The organism is Oceanobacillus sojae, assembly GCF_007991515.1.
GTDB classification, from domain to species: Bacteria; Bacillota; Bacilli; order Bacillales; family Amphibacillaceae; genus Oceanobacillus; species Oceanobacillus sojae.
This window is the reverse complement of the sequence record NZ_BJYM01000013.1, coordinates 1-19292: the sequence shown is the minus strand read 5'-3', so window position 1 is coordinate 19292 and position 19292 is coordinate 1. Positions and strand designations below refer to the sequence as shown.

The window sequence follows — 19292 nt, the reverse complement described above, 5'->3', positions numbered from 1 at the left end:
GGTTAACGTGAAAGCAAAACAAAACTGCTTTATGAATTCGTTGTTCAACAGGAGGAACTTTGGAATGATTGAATGTATTGTACAAAATGCAAAAGATGCAAAGGATGCTGAAAAATTAGGAGTTACAAGATTAGAATTGGTTTCAGCAATCGAATTAGGCGGCTTAACGCCAACTTATGGAACCTTCAAAAGTGTCATTGACAGTGTTCAAATCCCCGTGCAGGTAATGATCAGACCTCATGATTATGGATTTATATATAATCAGGATGATAAAGAGGTTATGAAGAAGGATATTTCTTTACTATTCGAAATGAGACATAATCGAATTGTCATTGGAGCGTTGAATGAAAATAAAACGATAGATACAGCTTTTCTGGATGATTTATTCAGGGAATTTCCTAAATTGAATGTTACTTTTCATCGTGCTTTTGATGAGGTTAGGGATCAGACAGAGGCCTATCAGACTTTAGCGGCTTATCGGAAAAATATTAAAAGAATCTTAACCTCTGGCGGTGAGGATAATTGTGCGGCAGGAGTGGATTCTCTGCGTATGCTAGTTCAATTACAGCATAAATTACAAGGGCCGGGTATCTTGCCTGGAAGTGGATTGAATGTAGATAATATACAAACGTTACATAATACAATCCAAGCAGATGAATATCATTTTGGCAGCGGAGTCAGGAGGAAACAGTCTTTTGAAGAAAATATCGATAGAGACAAAGTAGACGGGATAAGAAATATTTTAGGATAAAAATGTATCTAAATTGTATAACCATTGGGCTTTAAAATACGGAAGAAATACCATTATCAAGCAGCGGTTTAAAAGGATTAAGATTACAGAGGAGTGAAAGTTTTTTGAGAGATACTTACTTCAAATAGTTATTAAAGCAATCTATACGACTACCTTTTTTCTGCGGAATATGATTCAATAATGACATGAATCGATTCATGAAGGGAGAAGATTATGTTACATTTTCATATTATTGCCCCTTATCAAGCAATGATTCCTATTATAGAAGAATGTCAGCAAATGTTTTCAAATATTAAAATTACCTATTCTGTTGGAGATTTACAGGAGGGTGTAAAGGTAGCAGCACAAAAAGAAAAGGAAGATGTCGATATATTTATCAGCCGTGGAGGGACGGCAAGAATATTAAAGGAGCACATGACGCTTCCTGTTGTAGACATCCACTTATCTGGTTATGACTTAACACGCTCTCTAACATTAGCTAGTCAAATTCATGAGAAAACAGCTGTGGTCGGCTTTTCTAATATTACAACAGGTGCCAGCTCTATTATTGAATTGTTGAACCTGCCATTAAAGGTTTTTACTGTTACCAGGTCAGAAGAAGTAGCTCCCTTATTACTACGTTTAAAGGAAGAGGGGTATTACCATATTCTTGGAGATGTCATTACAGTTAAGACCTCTGAAGCGATTGGATTAAGAGGAATGCTGCTGCAATCAGGGAAAGAGTCTATCATCCGGGCAATCGAAGAAGCTGCCTTTTTAGCAGAACAGCTGCAAAAACAAACACATTTTAAAAACCTATTTGAAGATATACTAGTTAAAGAGCATCGCAATATCATTGTATTTAACCAGTATAATGAAATGGTATATAAGCATTTTGAAGATTTTACTGATAATCCTTTATCTCAGCAGGATTGGTATGTGTTGCATAGCTCGATTCAATCAGAAAACTATCAGTTAACGAAGTATTATCCATTTGGTGAGGAGCAGATACGGATTACAGGCTATCAGGGAAAAGAGCAATTTAAGCTGTACTTCTTAGAAAAATACTCTCTAAACAGGCTTCAAGAGCAGGGGATTAGACTGAAATCAGAACTTCAGAAGGAACCTGTTGCCAGTCAATCTGAACAAATAAAAAAACATATGAAAACGATGATTGCTTTATATAAAAAGAATAAACCAATTTTAATAACGGGAGAAAAGGGCACGGGAAAAAAGTTTTTAGCGACACAGGTTCATATAGATATCGCACCAAATGATTTAGTAATGGAAATTGACGCTGCTTTATGTAATATGAAAAAAGCGAATGATTTATTTTTCTTAAAACCAGAGTGTTTGATTTTGTACAATGTGATTCCTAACCAGGAAACGCTGGGGTGGATAAGAGATATAAAAAATCTATGTGAACAGAATGATGTACAGCTGTTTATTACCTCGGAGCATAGCTGGTCGCATGAGACTGTTGAACAGGAAAAGCTCCATCAGATTCATCTTCCCAAGCTTGTTGAACGAATAGATGATTTACAAGAGCTGGTTATTTACTTTTTAGCTGACTACCATCAAAAATACGGGACTACTGCGATGAAAATTTCAGAGGAGGCTCTCACCTATTTAAAAGGATTATCCTATCAAAATCATGTAGACAGCCTTAGAGATTTAATTAAACAAGCTACGTTAAATGAAAAGGACTACATTCTTCATAAAAAAACACTCGAAGCCATATCAGAACAAAATCAATTACCTCAGATCTTTCCAATTAACGGAACTCTGAAAGAAATGGAAGCGGCAATTATTGCACAAGTTTTACGAGAAGAGGACAATAATCAAACGAAAGCGGCGAAACGATTAGGAATTAATCGTGCTACATTATGGAGAAAATTAAAAGAGTGAATACAAGAAGCCTATTAATGCCATCATATAAGGTATTGATAGGCTTTTTTTATCAAAAGAGGAATATAAATTATTTTTGTTGCAATATTAAACAATTTTATTTAATTTAAATTTAAGTGTTGCATTATAAATCGATTTGGTCTAATCTAATGATAGGGCGGTTGCTGAAAACGCTTTATAAAAATGTGGGGGAGATAGTAATGAAAATTAAAGCAACTTTAGATCGTATTCCTGGTGGAATGATGGTTGTGCCATTATTATTGGCTGCAACTATTAATACATTTTTTCCAAATATATTAAGAATTGGCGGTTTTACAGAGGCGCTATTTGTTGATAGCTCCAGTGCGCTTATTTCTTTATTTCTTTTAATTGCCGGTACTCAGATCACGTTTAAAACGGCAGGAACATCAGTTAAAAAAGGTTTGACGTTATTAGCGTTTAAATGGGGCATTGGAGCAGTAATTGGTCTAATTGCTATTATGCTAGCTGATTCCAATGGTTTATTTTTGGGCCTTGCTCCAATTGCTATTGTGGCAGCTATGACGAACTCAAATGGAGGTCTTTATATTGCCTTTGCAGGTCAATACGGGAAAGAGGATGATAAAGCAGCTTATCCGTTTTTAGCTTTAAGTGATGGGCCGTTCTTAACCATGGTTGCCTTAGCTATTTTTGGTACGATGGGATATGCTGAAGGAATGTTCTCGCCAACAGATTTTATTGCAGTATTACTTCCGTTGGCAGTAGGTATTGCTATTGGGAACCTGGATAAGGAAATGGGGGACTTTCTTTATAAAGGAAGTGACAAATTAGTTCCATTCTTTGCATTTTCATTGGGAATGAGTATTAATTTTACTGCGATTATTAAAGGTGGATTGAGCGGTGTATTATTAGGAGTAATAACGGTATTAATCACCGGAGGAGTCGGGTATCTTCTCTTTAAATGGATTGGCTGGAATCCAATTGTTGGAGCCTCAGAAGGATCAACGGCGGGAAATGCTGTTGGAACACCAATGGCTATTGCAGCTGCGAATGCGTCCTTTATGCCAGTTGCAGAATTAGCAACAGTACAAGTAGCGGCAAGTGTTGTAACAACTGCGATATTATTACCAATATTTATCGGGATACTGGCAAAGCGTTTAGAGAAGAAAACGGGTAAGCCGATTAAAGAGATAAATCCGACGATGTAAACAATTAAAAAAGCCATATACTTATGGCTTTTTTAATGATGGAAGGAGAGGTATGATGAATTTAGCAATAATCGCAGATGATTTGACAGGTGCGAATGATAGTGGTGTGCAGCTGGCGAAATATGGATTACAGACATCTGTGTTTTTTAAAATGGATAAAGGTAATGTACAGAGTAATGAGGCCATTGTATTCGACACAGATAGCAGAGCAATGGCTCCAGCTGAGGCGAAGAAATTAGTAGCTAAGGTTACTCGTTTCTTATTAGATGAAGGAATTAATAATATTTATAAAAAGATTGATTCAACAATGAGAGGCAGTATTGGTGCAGAATTAGCAGGGATGCAGCAGGAGCTCCAAGCCGATTTTATTTTTATTGCTCCAGGATATCCATCAAATAACCGCAAAGTAATCGACGGCTACCACTATTTGAATGGAAAGCTTTTGGGAGAAACAGAAATCTCACTTGATCCGGTAACCCCTGTTGCAGAATCTTACCTGCCTGCATTATTGGAGAGTCAAATTGGTGAAGAGACTGGTTTAATCAGTCTTGCAGAATTGCGCTCTTCTGAGAAGTTTATTCAGAAGCTAAATGTATTAAAAGAGCAGGGGATTACGTATATCATCGTTGATTCCGAAAAAGAGGAAGATTTGCAATTATTTCTATCAGAAGTAAAAAAATTATCTGCAGCTGCCGGGTTAGTAGGATCAGCAGGATTGGCTAATTACTTACCTGCTTATTTTGGGTTAGAAGCGAAAGAACAGACCTATCAAATAGTTAATCAAAACAAGCCAATCTTAACAGTCGTAGGCAGTGTCAATGTTAATTCTCGAAATCAGTTAAACAAGCTGCTTGCTGATAAGAGTGCGTATGCGATAGAAATTGATTCGTATAAAGCTGTTTCTTCTTTGGGTGAGAGAAAAGAAGAAGAGCAACGTGTTTATAATGAAGTGAAAAAACAAGTGGCAAGTGGACATGATATTGTTTTATACTCTTCCGGTGAACGTGACGACATCGATTATGCACGAAAAATTGGCGAAAGTAATGGTTACAATTTTACTGAAACAAGCCGGGAGATTGTGAAGATGATTGGCGCAGTTGCTGCTCAACTATTAAAAGAAGGTATTTTTCAAGGAATTATTATGACCGGCGGAGATACTGCCAAGAAAATTTGTGAGCATTGGGATATTACAGGGTTTACTCTGTACGATGAGTTGGAGGTTGGTGTACCAATTTCAAGCTTTATTGGAATAGAAAATTTATTTGCAATAACGAAGGCTGGTGGATTCGGTCAAGATGATGTTTTAATTGATGCTAGTAAGAAATTGAGAGGAGAGTAAAAAATGAAACAAAAACCGATTATTGGAATCACAATGGGGGATGCTGCGGGCGTCGGACCGGAAATTATTGTGAAAGCATTAAATCATGAAGAAATTTATAAGAATTGTCGTCCTATTGTAATTGGAGATAAGGAAATTCTTGAAAGAGTTTTACCAATTGTTGAATCTAAGCAGAAAATTCATAGCGTAGAAGGACCAGAGCAAGCCATTTTCAGCTATGGAACAATCGATGTGATTGATTTAAACTTATTATCCGCTGACCTGCCTTTCGGAAAAGTATCAGCAGATGCTGGAAATGCTGCTTATCAATATTTAGCGAAAGCAGTTGAGCTTGCAAAGGAAAAACGCATTAATTCTATTTGCACGGCTCCATTGAATAAGGAAGCCTTACACAAGGGAGGTCATATGTATCCAGGGCACACTGAAATTTTAGCTGAGTTAACAGATACAGAAGATTTCTCTATGATGCTGACTACGCCTAATTTACGGGTGATTCATTTAACAACCCATATGGGCTTAATTAAAGCAATTGAAAGTATTACACCTGAAAGAACTTATAAGGTAGTCAAGCTGGCATACGATACATTGCGTAATGCTGGAATGGAGAATCCACGAATTGCCGTATGTGGCATTAATCCGCATGCAGGTGAGAACGGCTTATTTGGTAATGGAGAAGAGGAAGAAAAGCTGGAGCCAGGTATTCAGCGTGCGCAAAAAGAGGGAATCGACGTGACTGGTCCTCTTCCGGCAGATACGCTATTTTTCAGAGCTGGCCGCGGAGATTTCGATATGGTTGTTGCCTGCTACCATGATCAAGGGCATGCTCCGATTAAAGTAATGGGAATTGAAGAAGGCGTAAATATAACAGTAGGCTTAAAAGGGGGTATCGTTCGTACCTCTGTCGATCACGGTACAGCATTTGATATTGCAGGTGAAAATATTGCTGATGAGAAAAGTATGATTGCAGCAATTCGATCTGCATATGAGTTAGCGCCAAAATATGAATAAATAACAAAACCATCCTGTTGCTCATGTGAAATGGAGTGATAAGGATGGTTTTGTTATTATCTAGCTTTTTCAGTAAAATTAATAAAGGAAATACATTAATTACCCAACCCTAATGAAAATAGGATAACTGCCAGAATTACTCCAATGAGTGGAACGAGCACAGTTACTACACCAAAAGATGGGTAGGCGCTTTTATGTGTTTCACCACAAATAGAGCGTATCGTTGTGACTGCATATCCACCGTGAGGCAGAGAATCCAATGTTCCTGATGAAAGTGAAACAGTCCGGTGAAGCGCTTCAGCATCTACACCCATATCTAAATAGTGGGGGGCTAAGATAGGTAATGCAATCGTCTGACCTCCGGAAGAAGATCCTGTTAAGCCGGCGATAACCATTACTGCTATAGCACCGCCAATTAAAGGGCTTCCTGGAATATCTGTCATAAAATTAACAGCTGTTTCAAATGCTGGTGTGACTTTTGCGACGCCGCCAAACCCAACAACTGCAGCAGTATTTCCAATAGCAATTAAAGCTCCCATTGTTCCATCCCCAACCGCTGACCAAAAATCTCTGAAATATTTTCGGTTTAATAACCAAGTGGTGATAATACCACTAAGCAAGGCGATAATAAGTGCTGATTGTTCTAAAGAATCATGGAAAATAAATGATACAACAAGAACTGCCAGCAAAGGAATTAAACTCAACAAGGGATACGGTAAACGGTTTCTTTTTTCTTTATTATCCGTCTCTCTTTCAACAAAATGTTCTCCTTTTGCAACGGCTTTGCGAATCATTTTCATTAGCAGCCATTGGCCCAAGATTAATATGAAAATTGCTACAATCAAGCTGACCTGCCAGCCCGCGTAAGGGCTCGTCCCTAAATAAGGAATGGGAATCCAGTTTTGAATTTCCGGCGAACCAGCTGATGTCATCGTAAATGTAGTTGAGCCAAAGGCTAATGCAGCCGGGATAAATCTTCTTGGCAAATTTGCTTCTTTAAACAAGCTGATAGCCATTGGGTAGACTGCAAAAGCAACAACAAACAGGCTGACTCCGCCATAGGTTAATACTGCACAGGCAAGAACAACTGCTAGAACAGCATGCTTCATACCTATTTTTGATACAATCCAGTTAGAAACACTTTCTGCTGCACCGCTATCTTCCATGACTTTACCAAAAATTGCGCCTGCTAAGAACATAAGATACCAGGACGTAATAAAGCCGGCAAATCCATCCATATAGCCAGTAACAAAGTCTGCTTGTCCCTCAGCAGCAAGCTGAGGGAACAAAGGTAATCCATTTAGTACTGCAACAAAAAGGGCTGAAAGTGGAGCAACAACTAACAGATTCATTCCTCTCATCACTAAAAAGGTTAATAGTGCCAGCCCGCCAATTAATCCAATCATACTTATCATATCTTCACCCGCCTATATTGAGGTATGAATAAATCATGACTTTTTACCGTATTTCCGAACACGCAATAAGGCTTGTTCTGCATGACCGGCAAAGTTTTCTAATTGACAAAGCCGTGCAGCATATTCTCCAAGGTAAGCACTTTGTTCTTTAGAGGTAACCTTTTGATAAGTTACTGTTTTTAGGAATTTGCCGACCCAAAGTCCTCCAGTGTATCTTGCTGCTCCTTTTGTCGGCAGGGTATGATTTGTTCCAATTACTTTATCTCCGTAAGCAACATTTGTTTCTGGTCCAAGGAATAAACAGCCATAATTCGTCATGTTTTCTAAGAAGAAATCAGGATTTTTTGTCAAGATTTCAACATGCTCGAAAGCTAATCGATTCGCTTCTTCTAAAGCCTCTTGTTCATCGTCAACCAGAATAATTTGTCCGTAATCCTCCCAGGAAACACGTGCTACATCAGCAGTAGGCAAGATTTTCAGTTGTCTCTCAATTTCTTTGACAGTCTCCTCTGCAATTGCTTTAGAAGTAGTAATTAAAGCTCCCGGCGATGTAGGGCCATGTTCTCCCTGACCCAGGATATCTGTAGCAATCATTTCTGGGTCACTTGTCTCATCTGCAACCACGAGTGTTTCAGTTGGCCCGGCGAATAAATCTATTCCAACTCGTCCATATAATTGGCGTTTAGCTTCTGCAACAAAAGCATTTCCTGGTCCTACAATCATATCTACAGCTTCTATTGTTTCTGTTCCAATTGCCATTCCAGCCATTGCCTGAATCCCGCCTAGAATATAAATTTCATCAGCTCCAGCCTTGTGCATAGCATAAACAGTTGTTGCCGGGATTTCTCCATTTATCGGAGGAGTACAAGCAATCACGCGTTTCACTCCGGCTACTTTAGCGGTTAAAACACTCATATGTGCCGAAGCGACCATTGGATAACGTCCTCCGGGAATATAACAGCCTACACTATCTACGGGAATATTTTTATGACCAAGAATCACACCAGGCATTGTTTCAACTTCGATATCTTTCATGGAGTTTCTTTGATGTTCAGCAAAGTTACGGATATTATTTTGTGCAAATTCAATATCTTTTACAGTTTGTTCAGGAATTGATTCGCAAATTTCTTCGATCTCTTTTTTAGTTAATTGAAAGCTTTTTGGACTCCAATTATCAAATTTTTCGGAAAGCTCACGAATTGCTTTATCTCCTTTATCTTCAATTTCCTTAATAGTAGAACGAACAATATCAGCAACCTTAGCGTCATCCTGCTGAATATCTGCAGTAATTTTTCCTTCTTTTAAATATATTGACATATAATTCCTCTCCTTCATTTGCATACGTATGCAAAATACATCATATTGAATACGTATGCAATAATATTAAAATAAAAAAGCTACGGCTAATAGCTTTAAAAAAATAATAAACGAAAACGGTTTCAAATGTCAAGAGGAATTTAATATTTATTATTTTGTTGTATTCCTATGAATGAATTTTCCTTTTAATTTCACCGCTTTTGGAGAATTAACCCTGTCATTATTTAAGAGCAAGTGAATAGCTTCATCCACCATTTTTTCTATTGGCTGAACCCAAGTGGATAGCATATATGAAGGCCAGGAGGCCATTTTTATATTATCGAACCCAATAACAGCTGTTTCCTCTGGTACAGAAATATTTTTTTCGCGTAAAGCATCTAAAGCCCCAATAGCAGTAATATCATTTGCGCCGAAGATTGCTTCCGGACGATGTCCATTTTCAATCATTTTTTTAGTGAGGTAATAAGATTTTTCGTAAGTATAGTTTCCTTCTAAAATAGTAACCTCAATTTTTTTTTCTTTTAGATATTCTATAAACCCTTTTTGCCTATCCTTATTCGTAGATGTATTTATTTTTCCTGTGATGTAGACAATATCTCGATATCCCTGTTCATAGAAATAGGATGCAATTTCTTTTGAGGCGTTTATATTATCACTGGAAACAGAGTTACACGGAATATCTTTATGGTATCGGTTAAATAGAGTTATAGGGATATTGTTGTCATGAATTTTGGCTACAACATTAGAGGAAAGGAGCGCATCAGTAATAATAATTCCTTCTACATTGTATTCCAGAAAATGATTGATTTCTTCCTGCTGGATTTCTTCATTTTTCGTATATACAAATAATACATTATATCCTTTTTCTCTTAATTTCATTGAAAACATCCCAAGCACTTCATGGTAAAAAGGATTTTGAATGTCTTTCATTGCTAGACCGACAATATTGGTTTTTTTGTTAATTAATCCTCTTGCAAGGGCGTTTGGCCGGTAATTTAATTCTTCTGCTACTTCTAACACTTTTCTTCTTACTTTTTCAGAAACACTGGCTCCAGGAGTAAAGACTCTTGAAACAGTGGATTGTGACACATTTGCTAATTTAGCTACGTCCTTTGCAGAAACAAATTTCTTTTCCATTGTTCTACCCCAATCAAATTTTTCAATAATTCGTTGTTACCTTGTTATTTTAGCATATTAGTAAGGAAGAGAGTAGGTCAATTCTTTTATGAAGAAATAGAAGACTTTAAGCTTTTTTGGAGGGAATAGAATGGGTTGATAAATATATCTGGTTAGCCGTAGCCTTTAATTATTTTAAAGTCTGTAAATAATAACTTCAAACCTGAAATTTCCAGGATGACAAATCAAGAATTTTGTGCCATAATATATTTTGATAAACATACTGGTACCTTTAAATCAGTCCAGAGAGGCTGACAAGGACAGCGCGAACATAATGAATACCTGTGGATACCCTGTGTGTGAGGTGTCTTCAGGTGTGCATTATATAGGGGAAAGCTTCTTGTCAGGGATTGGACAGGGAGCTTTTTTCTTGTCTATAATCTCGAAAGAATAAGTTTTTCGGTGCCAGTTTCTTATATTAAAACACTGGAGGAATTGGTATGTCACAAATAGATAAAGAGTTTTCATTACAGGCAGTGCCGCAATCACATCGAAACGGGTTTTGGAAGATTTTAGCGGTAATGCTGTCGCTCAGCTTTTTCTCAGCCAGTATGATGTCTGGAGGAACATTGGGGACAGGATTAAACTTTTCTAAATTTATCTGGATTGTACTGGCCGGTAACCTTATCCTTGGACTTTATACAGGGTCCCTGGCTTATATTGCTTCCAAAACCGGATTATCTACACATTTATTAGCACGTTATGCATTTGGAGAAAAAGGATCTTACCTGACTTCCTTTTTACTTGCTTCTACACAAGTGTGCTGGTTTGGAGTAGGGCTGGCGATGTTTGCTATTCCAGTTGCCACAGCAACAGGATGGAACGTCTACTTGCTTATCGCAGTTTTTGGCCTGCTAATGACTGTTTCAGCGATTTTTGGAATGAAAACTTTAACCATATTAGGATTTATTGCGGTACCGGCGATTGCTATTTTTGGAAGCTATTCCATGTCTAACTCGGCGCAGGAAATTGGAGGGCTGCAAGGGTTATTCGCTTATGAACCAACACAGATAATGAGTGTGGGATTGGCATTAACTATTTGTGTGGGATCATTTATCAGTGCGGGAACACTGACCCCTGATTTTGCACGCTTTGCAAAGTCAGCGAAATCAGCAGTGTGGGCAAATATTATTGCTTTCTTCCTTGGGAATTCATTGATGTTTTTATTCGGGGCAGTCGGTGCGATGGCTTTTGGAATCGCAGATATTTCGGACGTGATGTTTTTACAAGGACTGATGATTCCTGCTATTATTGTGTTAGGCTTAAATATTTGGACAACGAATGATAGTGCTCTATATGCATCCGGTTTAGGGTTTGCTAATATTACAAAATTACCGAAGAAAAAAATTGTGGTGTTCAATGGAATTGTCGGGACACTTGCCGCGATATGGCTGTACAATAACTTTGTTGGATTCTTAAACATTCTGGGGTCTGCATTGCCGTCTATTGGAGCGATTATCCTGGCAGATTACTTCCTGGTCCGCCGCAGAAAGTATGAGCCTTTTAAAACAATGAAGTTTAAGGCTGTAAACTGGGTAGCAATTATTGCCTGGGCCGGAGGGGTAGCAGCTGCAAACTTTGCGCCGGGAATTCCGCCGATTAATGCATTAGTAGGAACATCTATCATTTATGTTGCCGGAATGAAAATAATGTCTCAAAAAGAAACGGTCACCGTACCATTAAAAGAGAAGGATGAGGTAGTCAGTGATTATTAAAAATGCAAAGCTAAGAGGAAAAAATGGCCTTTGGAATATTGTTATAGAAAATGGTAAGTTTAGTGCGGTAACAGAGGAGTTGCCATCATCTGAAGATAAAGAGATTATGGATGTAAATGGCGCGCTGGTTCTCCCGCCTTTTATTGAACCACATATCCATTTAGATACGACTTTAACAGCAGGAGAACCTGCCTGGAATCAAAGCGGAACTTTATTTGAAGGGATTCAGCGCTGGTCGGAAAGAAAAGAAACGTTAACGATGGAAGATGTGAAAAAAAGGTCCAAAACAGCATTGAAATGGCAAATTGCTCAGGGAATCCAGAATGTCCGTACACATGTGGACGTAACTGATCCAGAGCTGACGGCTTTAAAAGCAATGCTGGAAGTTAAGGAAGAGATGGCTCCTTATGTAGATATTCAGCTGGTAGCTTTCCCGCAAGAGGGAATTCATTCTTATCCAAATGGCAAGGAGCTTTTGGAGGAAGCATTGAAAATGGGTGCTGATGTTGTAGGAGGCATCCCGCATTTCGAATTCACAAGAGAATACGGCGTAGATTCTATGAGAGTCGCGTTCGATCTTGCGGAGAAATACGATAAATTAGTGGATATTCATTGTGATGAAATTGATGATGAACAGTCCCGCTTTGTTGAAGTAGTTGCAAAAGAAGCCTATGAACGCGGCTGGGGCGAGCGTACGACAGCCAGCCATACGACAGCAATGGGATCTTATAATGATGCGTATACATCGAAGCTGTTCCGGTTGCTGAAGATGTCTAACATTAATTTTGTATCGAACCCGCTTGTAAATATTCATCTTCAGGGCAGATTTGATACGTATCCAAAACGCCGCGGCTTAACCCGTGTGAAAGAGATTCAGGAAGCAGGGATGAATATCTGCTTTGGCCATGATGATATTTTTGACCCTTGGTATCCGCTGGGAACGGGCAATATGCTGCAGGTGCTGCATATGGGTATTCATGCTTCCCAATTGATGGGCTATGAGCAGATTGTTAACTCCATCGACTTAATTACAAAAAACAGTGCCAAAACACTGCATATTGAAGAGAATTACGGCATTGAAGCAGGCAAGCCTGCGAATTTCATCGTTTTGTCCGCTGATAATGAATACGATGCAATCCGTAAGCAGGCTGTTGTGACACACTCCTTCAGAAATGGAAAAATGATTGCTCACACAAAACCAAGTGAGGCGTCCATTTTGTTAAATGATACGGAAGAAAGAGTAACCTTTAATAGATAAAGAAAAAGCGCAGCCGCATGCTGCGCTTTTCTAATTTCCTAATGCTAGACTGATAAGCATGTAAATGGAAGAAATAATAGTAATCACTGCAATAAAAATCTTTAATTGTTCCACAGGAACCTTATTGGCAACTCGGGAACCTGTTAAGATTCCTATCGTTGTACCAATTAAACTAAAGAGAATAAACAGATGCATATTGTCGATGCTTGCATATGTGAAATATCCGAATATAGATGGAAGAGCAATGATAATCGAGTTTAACAGCCCGACACCCACTGCTGTCCGGATATTTACACCAAGAGCTGCAAGTAATGGCACAATTAAAATTGGACCTCCTGCACCAGTCAGAGCACAGATAGCTGCGGTAAACAGCCCGAGAACCATAATCCATATAGGCTTTTTTAAAATAACGGACTGGTCAGTTTCTGTTTCATTATCAGCTGGAGCTTTATTTTTCTTCAGTATAATGGAAAGTCCCGCGAACAAAACAAATAAATAAAGCAGCAGCTTCGCCAATGTTTCGGAAATAAGCACATTAATTTGTACACCGAGAAAAGCTCCTGGAAGACTGCCGATGCTTAAATAAAGTGCTAATTTTAAATCCATAAATTTCAGCTTCCAATAAGAATAAGCACCAATGATACCGGCAACCAAAAAAGCGAGGAAGCTGAGAGCCAGAGAATCGTGTATGGGCAGCCCAAAAAAGCCGACATAAATAATTGGTAGCAAAAAGCCTGAGACGCCTGATAATCCTACTAATATCCCGATAATTAAATTTGCGATAAATACAATAAAAAACGTTAACATCTAAGTGACCTCAACTTTCTAAGTGCTTTTTCCTGAATACTATGTTTGTTAATTTGTCCTGAACAAAGAGAAGAGCGCTTCAACATTGCGTTAAATCGCTCGTATACTTTGTTCAATATCTAAATTTTAGCACGAATAATGAGGGCGTCCATAGCTTTTTTACTTTCATATTTAATTCTTTCTTCATCCAAGGTAAGTACTTCTCTATCCTTCATCAAAATACGTCCATTAACAATCACATCCGAAACGTCATTGCTGTTTGCAGATTCAATTAAGGTATTTGTCAGCTGATGAGTCGGTGCAATATGCGGCTGATCCGTGTTTATTAAGATCATATCCGCTTTCTTACCAACTTCGATCGTTCCAAGCTGTTCATCCTGCAGCATAGCTTTTGCCCCGCCAAGTGTCGCCATTTCTAAGATGTTCTTCGAAGGCATTACAACAGGATCAAAAATCGGTACTCCCCAGAAGGCACGCATTAAGGATTTGAAGACCTTCATTTGATCAAACAAGCTTAGGCCTGAGTGGGCAGAGCCGTCTGTCCCTAAACCGATACTTATGCCTTTTTGCATCAGACCGGGAGTTTTGGTAACCCCTTTTCCCGCATTGCTGATAGGGCTGTGAGCTACCTTGCTATCGTATTTCTGAATGAGATCCATCTCATTCTCGGATAAGAGGATACTGTGAGCACCTAAGAAATTTTCGTCCAGCACGCCTAAGGACTCCAGGTATTCGTATGGGCGCATTTGGAAGTTTTCCAGACAATAGCTGATTTCATTTGTATACTCATTCATATGTGTCTGCATACCTGTTCCAGCAGCATTTGCTGTTTCATAGACCTTTTGAATGAGTTCAGGTGTACATGTAATCAGTGATCGTAAGGAATACCACACCTTGATTCGTCCATCTGCTTTTCCGTGATAAGCATTAAACAGGTCTTTATTTCTCTCGATATTATTTTCAATCGTTGTTTTCATCGATTCTGGTATAGCAGCTCCTGTATCCATTGTGGAACAGGTAAGCACACCGCGTAAACCAGAAGTCTCTACAGCTTCTGCGACCTTGTGCATATAGCTCCCGCCTGCATCAATAAAGCCGGTGGTTCCAGCCTTCAGCATTTCCAGACAGCTCAGCTCTGCACTGATTGCTACATCTTCTTCCTTGAGATTGCTTTCAAATGGAACCATTATACGAGTCCAAATCATCGGATATTCATCTGAAATCCTGCCGCGCAAAAGCTGCTGGTTGGTATGTGTATGCGCATCAATAAAGCCTGGCATCACAAGCTTGCCTTTTCCATCCAGAGATTCTTTTACATCATATGTTTCTGTGCGTTCTTTCTCGATTGCTATGATTGTTTGTTCCTTGATGACAATATTTTGATCATGAATAATTTCAAAGTCAGGGGTTAGTATAGAACAATTTTTAATTATTAAATCTGCATTCATCGTATTTCTCCTTTTAGAACACGTTGAAAAAGACTGTATTATCAGCCTTTTTCAACATAGTTTTATTCTTATTTAAAAAGCATTCGTCACTGTTAAAAATACTTGTGCAAAGACTGCCTGAAGCAGGAATGTTCCTGTAAATACAAATACAGCAATAATAATCATTTTCCAGCTTTGGCTCATAAAGGCTTTAAAATCCAATCCTATTCCTGCCAGAGTACCAACGACAGTGAGTGGTGCTGTAAAAGAAATCAAAGATGTATAGTAAATAATTGGATCAGAGATTGGTGAAATCGGGCTGGCTAAAAGTAAGCCAGTTAAAGCAACATACACAACAGCAGGTATTTTAAAAGGAACGAGCTTCGCTATGAATATCCCGATAAATGCAATACTGGATAAAATTAATACACCAGGGATAGACTCTATAATTGAAACATCATTTTGAAAAAAGTTTGCAATAATCGCTGTAAGGACAGAGGTAAATAAAAGAGAGATTGTCCAGTCTTTCATACTCATATTCATTGTGAAATCCTGCTTTCTGTTGATTTATTATGAGAAATGTTTTTTCCTCGTCGTCCGATTTTAGGCTCTAACCAGGTATACATTTTATTTACAAGCGGCAGTGAAATAAATAGTGTAAAGTAAATACCGGTAATCGCTGATAACATATCACTCATTCCGGCAAGCATAACGATCTGATCTGCATAGGCCGGATAAATTGTTGCCAGCGTACTTGAGGCGGCCGCCATCATAACACCGCTTCCGATGCCGCTTGCCATTGCCAGAGCCAGCGGATGAAAGAAATCAAACGATGCAACAATACTTGCTAATAAACCGAGATAAGTTGTCCCAATCAGAAATCCAATGATATAAATAGAAAGGGAGCCGCGGGCTTCAGGAGAGTTTGCTCCGTATTTGCTGCAGATTAGTCCATAGTCTTTATCGCGGTTGGTAGAGCTGGTTGCACCGATTGCTTCTCGTTTAAGACCGAGCAGTAGAGCGATAGGAAGAGCAAACAGCATCGTACCAATTGTTCCAAATTCCTGAAAAACCAGTGCTGGACCGACATTGACAAGCTCAGGAAGGTTAGATCCTGCCATAACGCCTATTTTTGCCATGAATGGGGAGATAGCAACAAGAACGAGCTGTGATGCTTTTTTGGCTTCCTTCTTTTTTAGAAATCCAAGTACATCTTTTCCGAATAGAATACTGATAATAATAGCGAATAACATTGGGTAAAGCACAATTAGTGCGGAGCCGACGCTGAATTGGATTGTGCCGATAAGCTCAGCAATAATAACAATCCCAAATGCGATAGCATACAGACGGTAATTCTCTTTTAAATGTCCAATAATAGTTGTTTTTTGTGGTGCTTTTTCCATGTTGTGTTTTTCCTCCTTAGATGTATTGCCAAGTCAATGGTCAGATGCAAATAAAAAAACTCCAGTAAGTTTCCTTTACTAGAGTTTCAAGCTTGGCATATGAAAAACACAAAAAAGACCAATGTAAACGGGGCGACATTCGCTTGTATATCACTTCAGCTGAAGCGTCCATTAAATACGCTGTGAAAATAACTGAACAGCTATCTATTGTTCAGTCACAAAAAAACAGCGATACATCCACCCGAAAGATGAAATAGATACATGTTATTCTATCTTATTCTATTGATCATTTGTGATTTTCTATAGTCAAACCATTTACGGTAGTTTGGTAGAAACTTTTGGACCATATTTCCAAATTTATATAGATAATCAAAATACGAATATTAAATTGTTTTTTAATTTAAATGTTCGTGTATTAGTAACTTACATCAATATTATAAGAATGTCAAAGGTTTTTTTGCGGGAATTGTCATAATGAAACAATAATATAAGAAATAGAACCGCTGGATTTAAGAGGTGATTTAAAATTTTCAAACTCCCGTATCTTTTTGGGATCAGTAATCGTTTATGTGATAGAGAAGCGTAAAAGGAAGGAATGACATGTGTGCTGGGCCTGGCACGAATAAAAATAAAGAAGATACGACCTTCCGAACGACTTACAGTCAGCTTTGCATTATTGCTTTTCTTGTCACAAAATAAACGGGATAAAGGTTATGTCAGCAAATATATCGTTCTTTTCCTTACGCTCTCTCGATGGCAGCATAGACTGTCAAAATTCATGCGTTTACAAGGAGGATGCATATGAATACAGTTCCTTATGTTATTGAGCAGTCAGATCGCGGAGAGCGGTCTTATGATATTTTTTCCAGATTGTTAAAAGACCGGATTATTATGGTTAGTGATGAAATTAATGATCAGATGGCGAATAGCATTGTTGCCCAGTTGTTATTTTTGGCTGCGGAGGATGAGAAGAAGGATATCTCTATTTATATCAACAGCCCTGGAGGCTCGACTTCTGCAGGCTTCGCCATTTTTGATACGATACAATTTATTAAACCTGATGTTTGTACTATATGCACTGGCTTGGCAGCTTCGTTTGGAGCTATGCTATTGCTTTCTGGAACGAAAGGGAAACGTTTTTCGCTTCCAAATAGTGAGATTATGCTTCATCAACCGCTGGGAGGAGCCCGCGGGCAGGCGACAGAAATTGATATTTCAGCGAAGAGAATTATCAAGCTTCGGGAAAAAATTAATCATATTATTGCGGAGCATTCAGGTCAGCCTGTTGAAAAGGTGGCGGAAGATACGGAGCGTGATTATTTTTTAAGTGCAGAAGAGGCAAAAGAATATGGGTTAATTGATAAAATCATTTAACTATAAAAGCGGGCTGTCATGCAAATTTGGCAGTCTGTTTTTATGGTGGAAATAAAGTGCGCAAGACAGGGGGAGAGAGGAGTTTTTCATGGAGAGAAGTTACTCTGACAAATAAATTTTGATAATAGAGGTTCTTCTTTTATTACTTTATATATTTGTAGTAAAGTTAATAGAGGGAAAGAGAATGTTTTCTTAGGAGGATCTGTATGTATAATGAACCTATTTTTTTAGAGCCGGTATTGCAGGAAAGGATTTGGGGAGGAAATAAGCTGTCTACGGAATTTGGGTACCAGACCCCTTATGAGCACACAGGAGAAGCATGGGTTATTTCTGCTCATCCAAATGGTCCAAGTAAAATCAAAAACGGACCGTTGGAAGGTAATACACTCCAAGACGCATGGGAAAAACATGGCAAATTATTTAATCGGGCAGGAGCTGCCAGCGAGAGTTACCCGCTGCTTGTAAAGATCTTGGATGCGAATGAAAATTTGTCTGTACAGGTTCATCCTGATGATAGCTATGCACAAGAAAAAGAAGATGTTCCTTATGGAAAGACAGAGTGCTGGTATGTGCTGGATGCAGAAGAAGGCGCTGAGTTAATTTTAGGTCATCATGCCAAGAACCGTAAAGAATTGCAAAAAGCAATGGAGAACGGAGAATGGGACAGCTTATTAAAGCGTGTACCTGTAACAGCAGGAGATTTTGTCTATGTGCCAAGCGGAACGATTCATGCTATTGGGGCAGGAATCGTGATTTTAGAGACACAGCAGAGCTCAGACATTACCTATCGTGTATATGATTATAACCGGACCGATGTAAATGGGAATCCAAGAGATTTGCACCTGAAGCAAGCTGCTGAAGTGACCAATATACCTCATGAAGCTCCGAAAGAGGAAATTGTTCAAGAAACAATAGAGGATTTGACTATCCGCAAATTGGTTGAAGAAGCTTATTTTACGGTCTATCATTGGGACTTGCGAGGGAATGCTATTTTGGAAAGAAAAGGAGATTTCCTGCAGGTGAGTGTTATAAAGGGGAAAGCCGAAATTGTGATAGATAATAAAACGTTCCCTCTCGAAAAAGGAGTGCATTTTATTATTCCAAATACGATAAAGGATTTTTCTTTGCAAGGCAATGCGGAGATGATTGTATCGCATACTTAGAAAGAAAGACCACCAATTAGTGGTGGTCTTTTGATAAATGTATTTATTACATTAAATGAATTACG

General features: G+C 38.5%; 16 protein-coding genes and 1 riboswitch. Of the genes, 9 read left to right on the top strand and 7 right to left on the bottom strand.

The genetic code is table 11. The features are described 5' to 3' along the window. Positions 1-64 precede the first annotated feature (64 nt). The 5 genes from OSO01_RS15090 (at position 65) to pdxA (ending at position 6172) form a co-directional block, all read left to right on the top strand. Positions 65-751, top strand: a complete 687-nt coding sequence (locus tag OSO01_RS15090) for a copper homeostasis protein CutC (protein ID WP_147211303.1) — start codon at positions 65-67, stop codon at positions 749-751. Positions 752-964: 213 nt separating this feature from the next. Beyond that, complete coding sequence (locus OSO01_RS15085) at positions 965-2638, top strand: PrpR N-terminal domain-containing protein (RefSeq protein WP_147211302.1); 1674 nt, start codon at positions 965-967, stop codon at positions 2636-2638. Between the two features lie 200 nt (positions 2639-2838). After that, entirely contained in the window at positions 2839-3825 is a 987-nt protein-coding gene (locus OSO01_RS15080) for a 2-keto-3-deoxygluconate permease (RefSeq protein WP_147211301.1), read from the top strand. 55 nt (positions 3826-3880) lie between these two features. Continuing rightward, the gene (locus OSO01_RS15075) at positions 3881-5164 is read left to right on the top strand and encodes a four-carbon acid sugar kinase family protein (protein ID WP_147211300.1); all 1284 of its coding nucleotides are present in this window, start codon (positions 3881-3883) and stop codon (positions 5162-5164) included. 3 nt (positions 5165-5167) lie between these two features. Then, a complete protein-coding gene (gene pdxA / locus OSO01_RS15070; protein WP_147211299.1) occupies positions 5168-6172 on the top strand; it encodes a 4-hydroxythreonine-4-phosphate dehydrogenase PdxA in 1005 nt (334 codons plus the stop codon). Between the two features lie 95 nt (positions 6173-6267). Here pdxA and OSO01_RS15065 read toward each other — a convergent pair whose 3' ends face one another. The 3 genes from OSO01_RS15065 to OSO01_RS15055 form a co-directional block, all read right to left on the bottom strand. Further along, positions 6268-7587 carry a GntP family permease gene (locus tag OSO01_RS15065; RefSeq protein ID WP_186813673.1) on the bottom strand — a complete coding sequence of 440 codons (1320 nt, stop codon included), beginning with the start codon at positions 7585-7587 and terminating at the stop codon, positions 6268-6270. Positions 7588-7620: 33 nt separating this feature from the next. Beyond that, complete coding sequence (gene hisD / locus OSO01_RS15060) at positions 7621-8904, bottom strand: histidinol dehydrogenase (RefSeq protein WP_147211298.1); 1284 nt, start codon at positions 8902-8904, stop codon at positions 7621-7623. Positions 8905-9054: 150 nt separating this feature from the next. Then, positions 9055-10041 carry a LacI family DNA-binding transcriptional regulator gene (locus tag OSO01_RS15055; protein WP_147211297.1) on the bottom strand — a complete coding sequence of 329 codons (987 nt, stop codon included), beginning with the start codon at positions 10039-10041 and terminating at the stop codon, positions 9055-9057. Between the two features lie 479 nt (positions 10042-10520). On the opposite strand from OSO01_RS15055, the gene codB reads away from it, so the two are divergent. Together codB and OSO01_RS15045 are read left to right on the top strand one after the other, a co-directional pair. Continuing rightward, on the top strand, positions 10521-11795 hold the full coding sequence (gene codB, locus OSO01_RS15050; protein ID WP_147211296.1) for a cytosine permease: 1275 nt from the start codon (positions 10521-10523) through the stop codon (positions 11793-11795). Beyond that, positions 11785-13053, top strand: coding sequence for a cytosine deaminase (locus OSO01_RS15045; protein WP_147211295.1), 1269 nt, complete (start codon positions 11785-11787; stop codon positions 13051-13053). The genes codB and OSO01_RS15045 overlap by 11 nt, the downstream gene beginning before the upstream one ends. A gap of 30 nt (positions 13054-13083) precedes the next feature. Here the strand turns inward: OSO01_RS15045 and OSO01_RS15040 are convergent, their stop codons facing one another. The 4 genes from OSO01_RS15040 to OSO01_RS15025 all read right to left on the bottom strand — a co-directional run bounded on the left by OSO01_RS15040 (position 13084) and on the right by OSO01_RS15025 (position 16690). After that, positions 13084-13860, bottom strand: coding sequence for a sulfite exporter TauE/SafE family protein (locus tag OSO01_RS15040; protein ID WP_147211294.1), 777 nt, complete (start codon positions 13858-13860; stop codon positions 13084-13086). 119 nt (positions 13861-13979) lie between these two features. After that, a complete protein-coding gene (locus OSO01_RS15035) occupies positions 13980-15308 on the bottom strand; it encodes an amidohydrolase family protein (RefSeq protein ID WP_147211293.1) in 1329 nt (442 codons plus the stop codon). A 72-nt stretch (positions 15309-15380) separates the two neighbouring features. Then, positions 15381-15830, bottom strand: a complete 450-nt coding sequence (locus OSO01_RS15030; protein ID WP_147211292.1) for a hypothetical protein — start codon at positions 15828-15830, stop codon at positions 15381-15383. Beyond that, entirely contained in the window at positions 15827-16690 is an 864-nt protein-coding gene (locus tag OSO01_RS15025) for a DUF3100 domain-containing protein (protein WP_147211291.1), read from the bottom strand. The genes OSO01_RS15030 and OSO01_RS15025 overlap by 4 nt, the downstream gene beginning before the upstream one ends. Before the next feature lie 283 nt (positions 16691-16973). After that, positions 16974-17075, bottom strand: a riboswitch (purine riboswitch). Positions 17076-17491: 416 nt separating this feature from the next. Between OSO01_RS15025 and clpP the strand changes: the two genes are divergently transcribed. Together clpP and manA are read left to right on the top strand one after the other, a co-directional pair. Further along, a complete protein-coding gene (gene clpP / locus OSO01_RS15020; protein WP_147211290.1) occupies positions 17492-18064 on the top strand; it encodes an ATP-dependent Clp endopeptidase proteolytic subunit ClpP in 573 nt (190 codons plus the stop codon). Between the two features lie 206 nt (positions 18065-18270). After that, positions 18271-19227 carry a mannose-6-phosphate isomerase, class I gene (gene manA / locus OSO01_RS15015; RefSeq protein ID WP_147211289.1) on the top strand — a complete coding sequence of 319 codons (957 nt, stop codon included), beginning with the start codon at positions 18271-18273 and terminating at the stop codon, positions 19225-19227. Positions 19228-19292 lie beyond the last annotated feature (65 nt).

Excerpts from the sequence above, each read along its gene's own strand:
- OSO01_RS15090 (WP_147211303.1), top strand. The coding sequence starts at position 65 with ATGATTGAATGTATTGTACAAAATGCAAAAGATGCAAAGGATGCTGAA.
- OSO01_RS15085 (WP_147211302.1), top strand. The coding sequence starts at position 965 with ATGTTACATTTTCATATTATTGCCCCTTATCAAGCAATGATTCCTATT.
- OSO01_RS15080 (WP_147211301.1), top strand. The coding sequence starts at position 2,839 with ATGAAAATTAAAGCAACTTTAGATCGTATTCCTGGTGGAATGATGGTT.
- OSO01_RS15075 (WP_147211300.1), top strand. The coding sequence starts at position 3,881 with ATGAATTTAGCAATAATCGCAGATGATTTGACAGGTGCGAATGATAGT.
- pdxA (WP_147211299.1), top strand. The coding sequence starts at position 5,168 with ATGAAACAAAAACCGATTATTGGAATCACAATGGGGGATGCTGCGGGC.
- OSO01_RS15065 (WP_186813673.1), bottom strand. The coding sequence starts at position 7,587 with ATGATAAGTATGATTGGATTAATTGGCGGGCTGGCACTATTAACCTTT.
- hisD (WP_147211298.1), bottom strand. The coding sequence starts at position 8,904 with ATGTCAATATATTTAAAAGAAGGAAAAATTACTGCAGATATTCAGCAG.
- OSO01_RS15055 (WP_147211297.1), bottom strand. The coding sequence starts at position 10,041 with ATGGAAAAGAAATTTGTTTCTGCAAAGGACGTAGCTAAATTAGCAAAT.
- codB (WP_147211296.1), top strand. The coding sequence starts at position 10,521 with ATGTCACAAATAGATAAAGAGTTTTCATTACAGGCAGTGCCGCAATCA.
- OSO01_RS15040 (WP_147211294.1), bottom strand. The coding sequence starts at position 13,860 with ATGTTAACGTTTTTTATTGTATTTATCGCAAATTTAATTATCGGGATA.
- OSO01_RS15035 (WP_147211293.1), bottom strand. The coding sequence starts at position 15,308 with ATGAATGCAGATTTAATAATTAAAAATTGTTCTATACTAACCCCTGAC.
- OSO01_RS15030 (WP_147211292.1), bottom strand. The coding sequence starts at position 15,830 with ATGAATATGAGTATGAAAGACTGGACAATCTCTCTTTTATTTACCTCT.
- OSO01_RS15025 (WP_147211291.1), bottom strand. The coding sequence starts at position 16,690 with ATGGAAAAAGCACCACAAAAAACAACTATTATTGGACATTTAAAAGAG.
- clpP (WP_147211290.1), top strand. The coding sequence starts at position 17,492 with ATGAATACAGTTCCTTATGTTATTGAGCAGTCAGATCGCGGAGAGCGG.
- manA (WP_147211289.1), top strand. The coding sequence starts at position 18,271 with ATGTATAATGAACCTATTTTTTTAGAGCCGGTATTGCAGGAAAGGATT.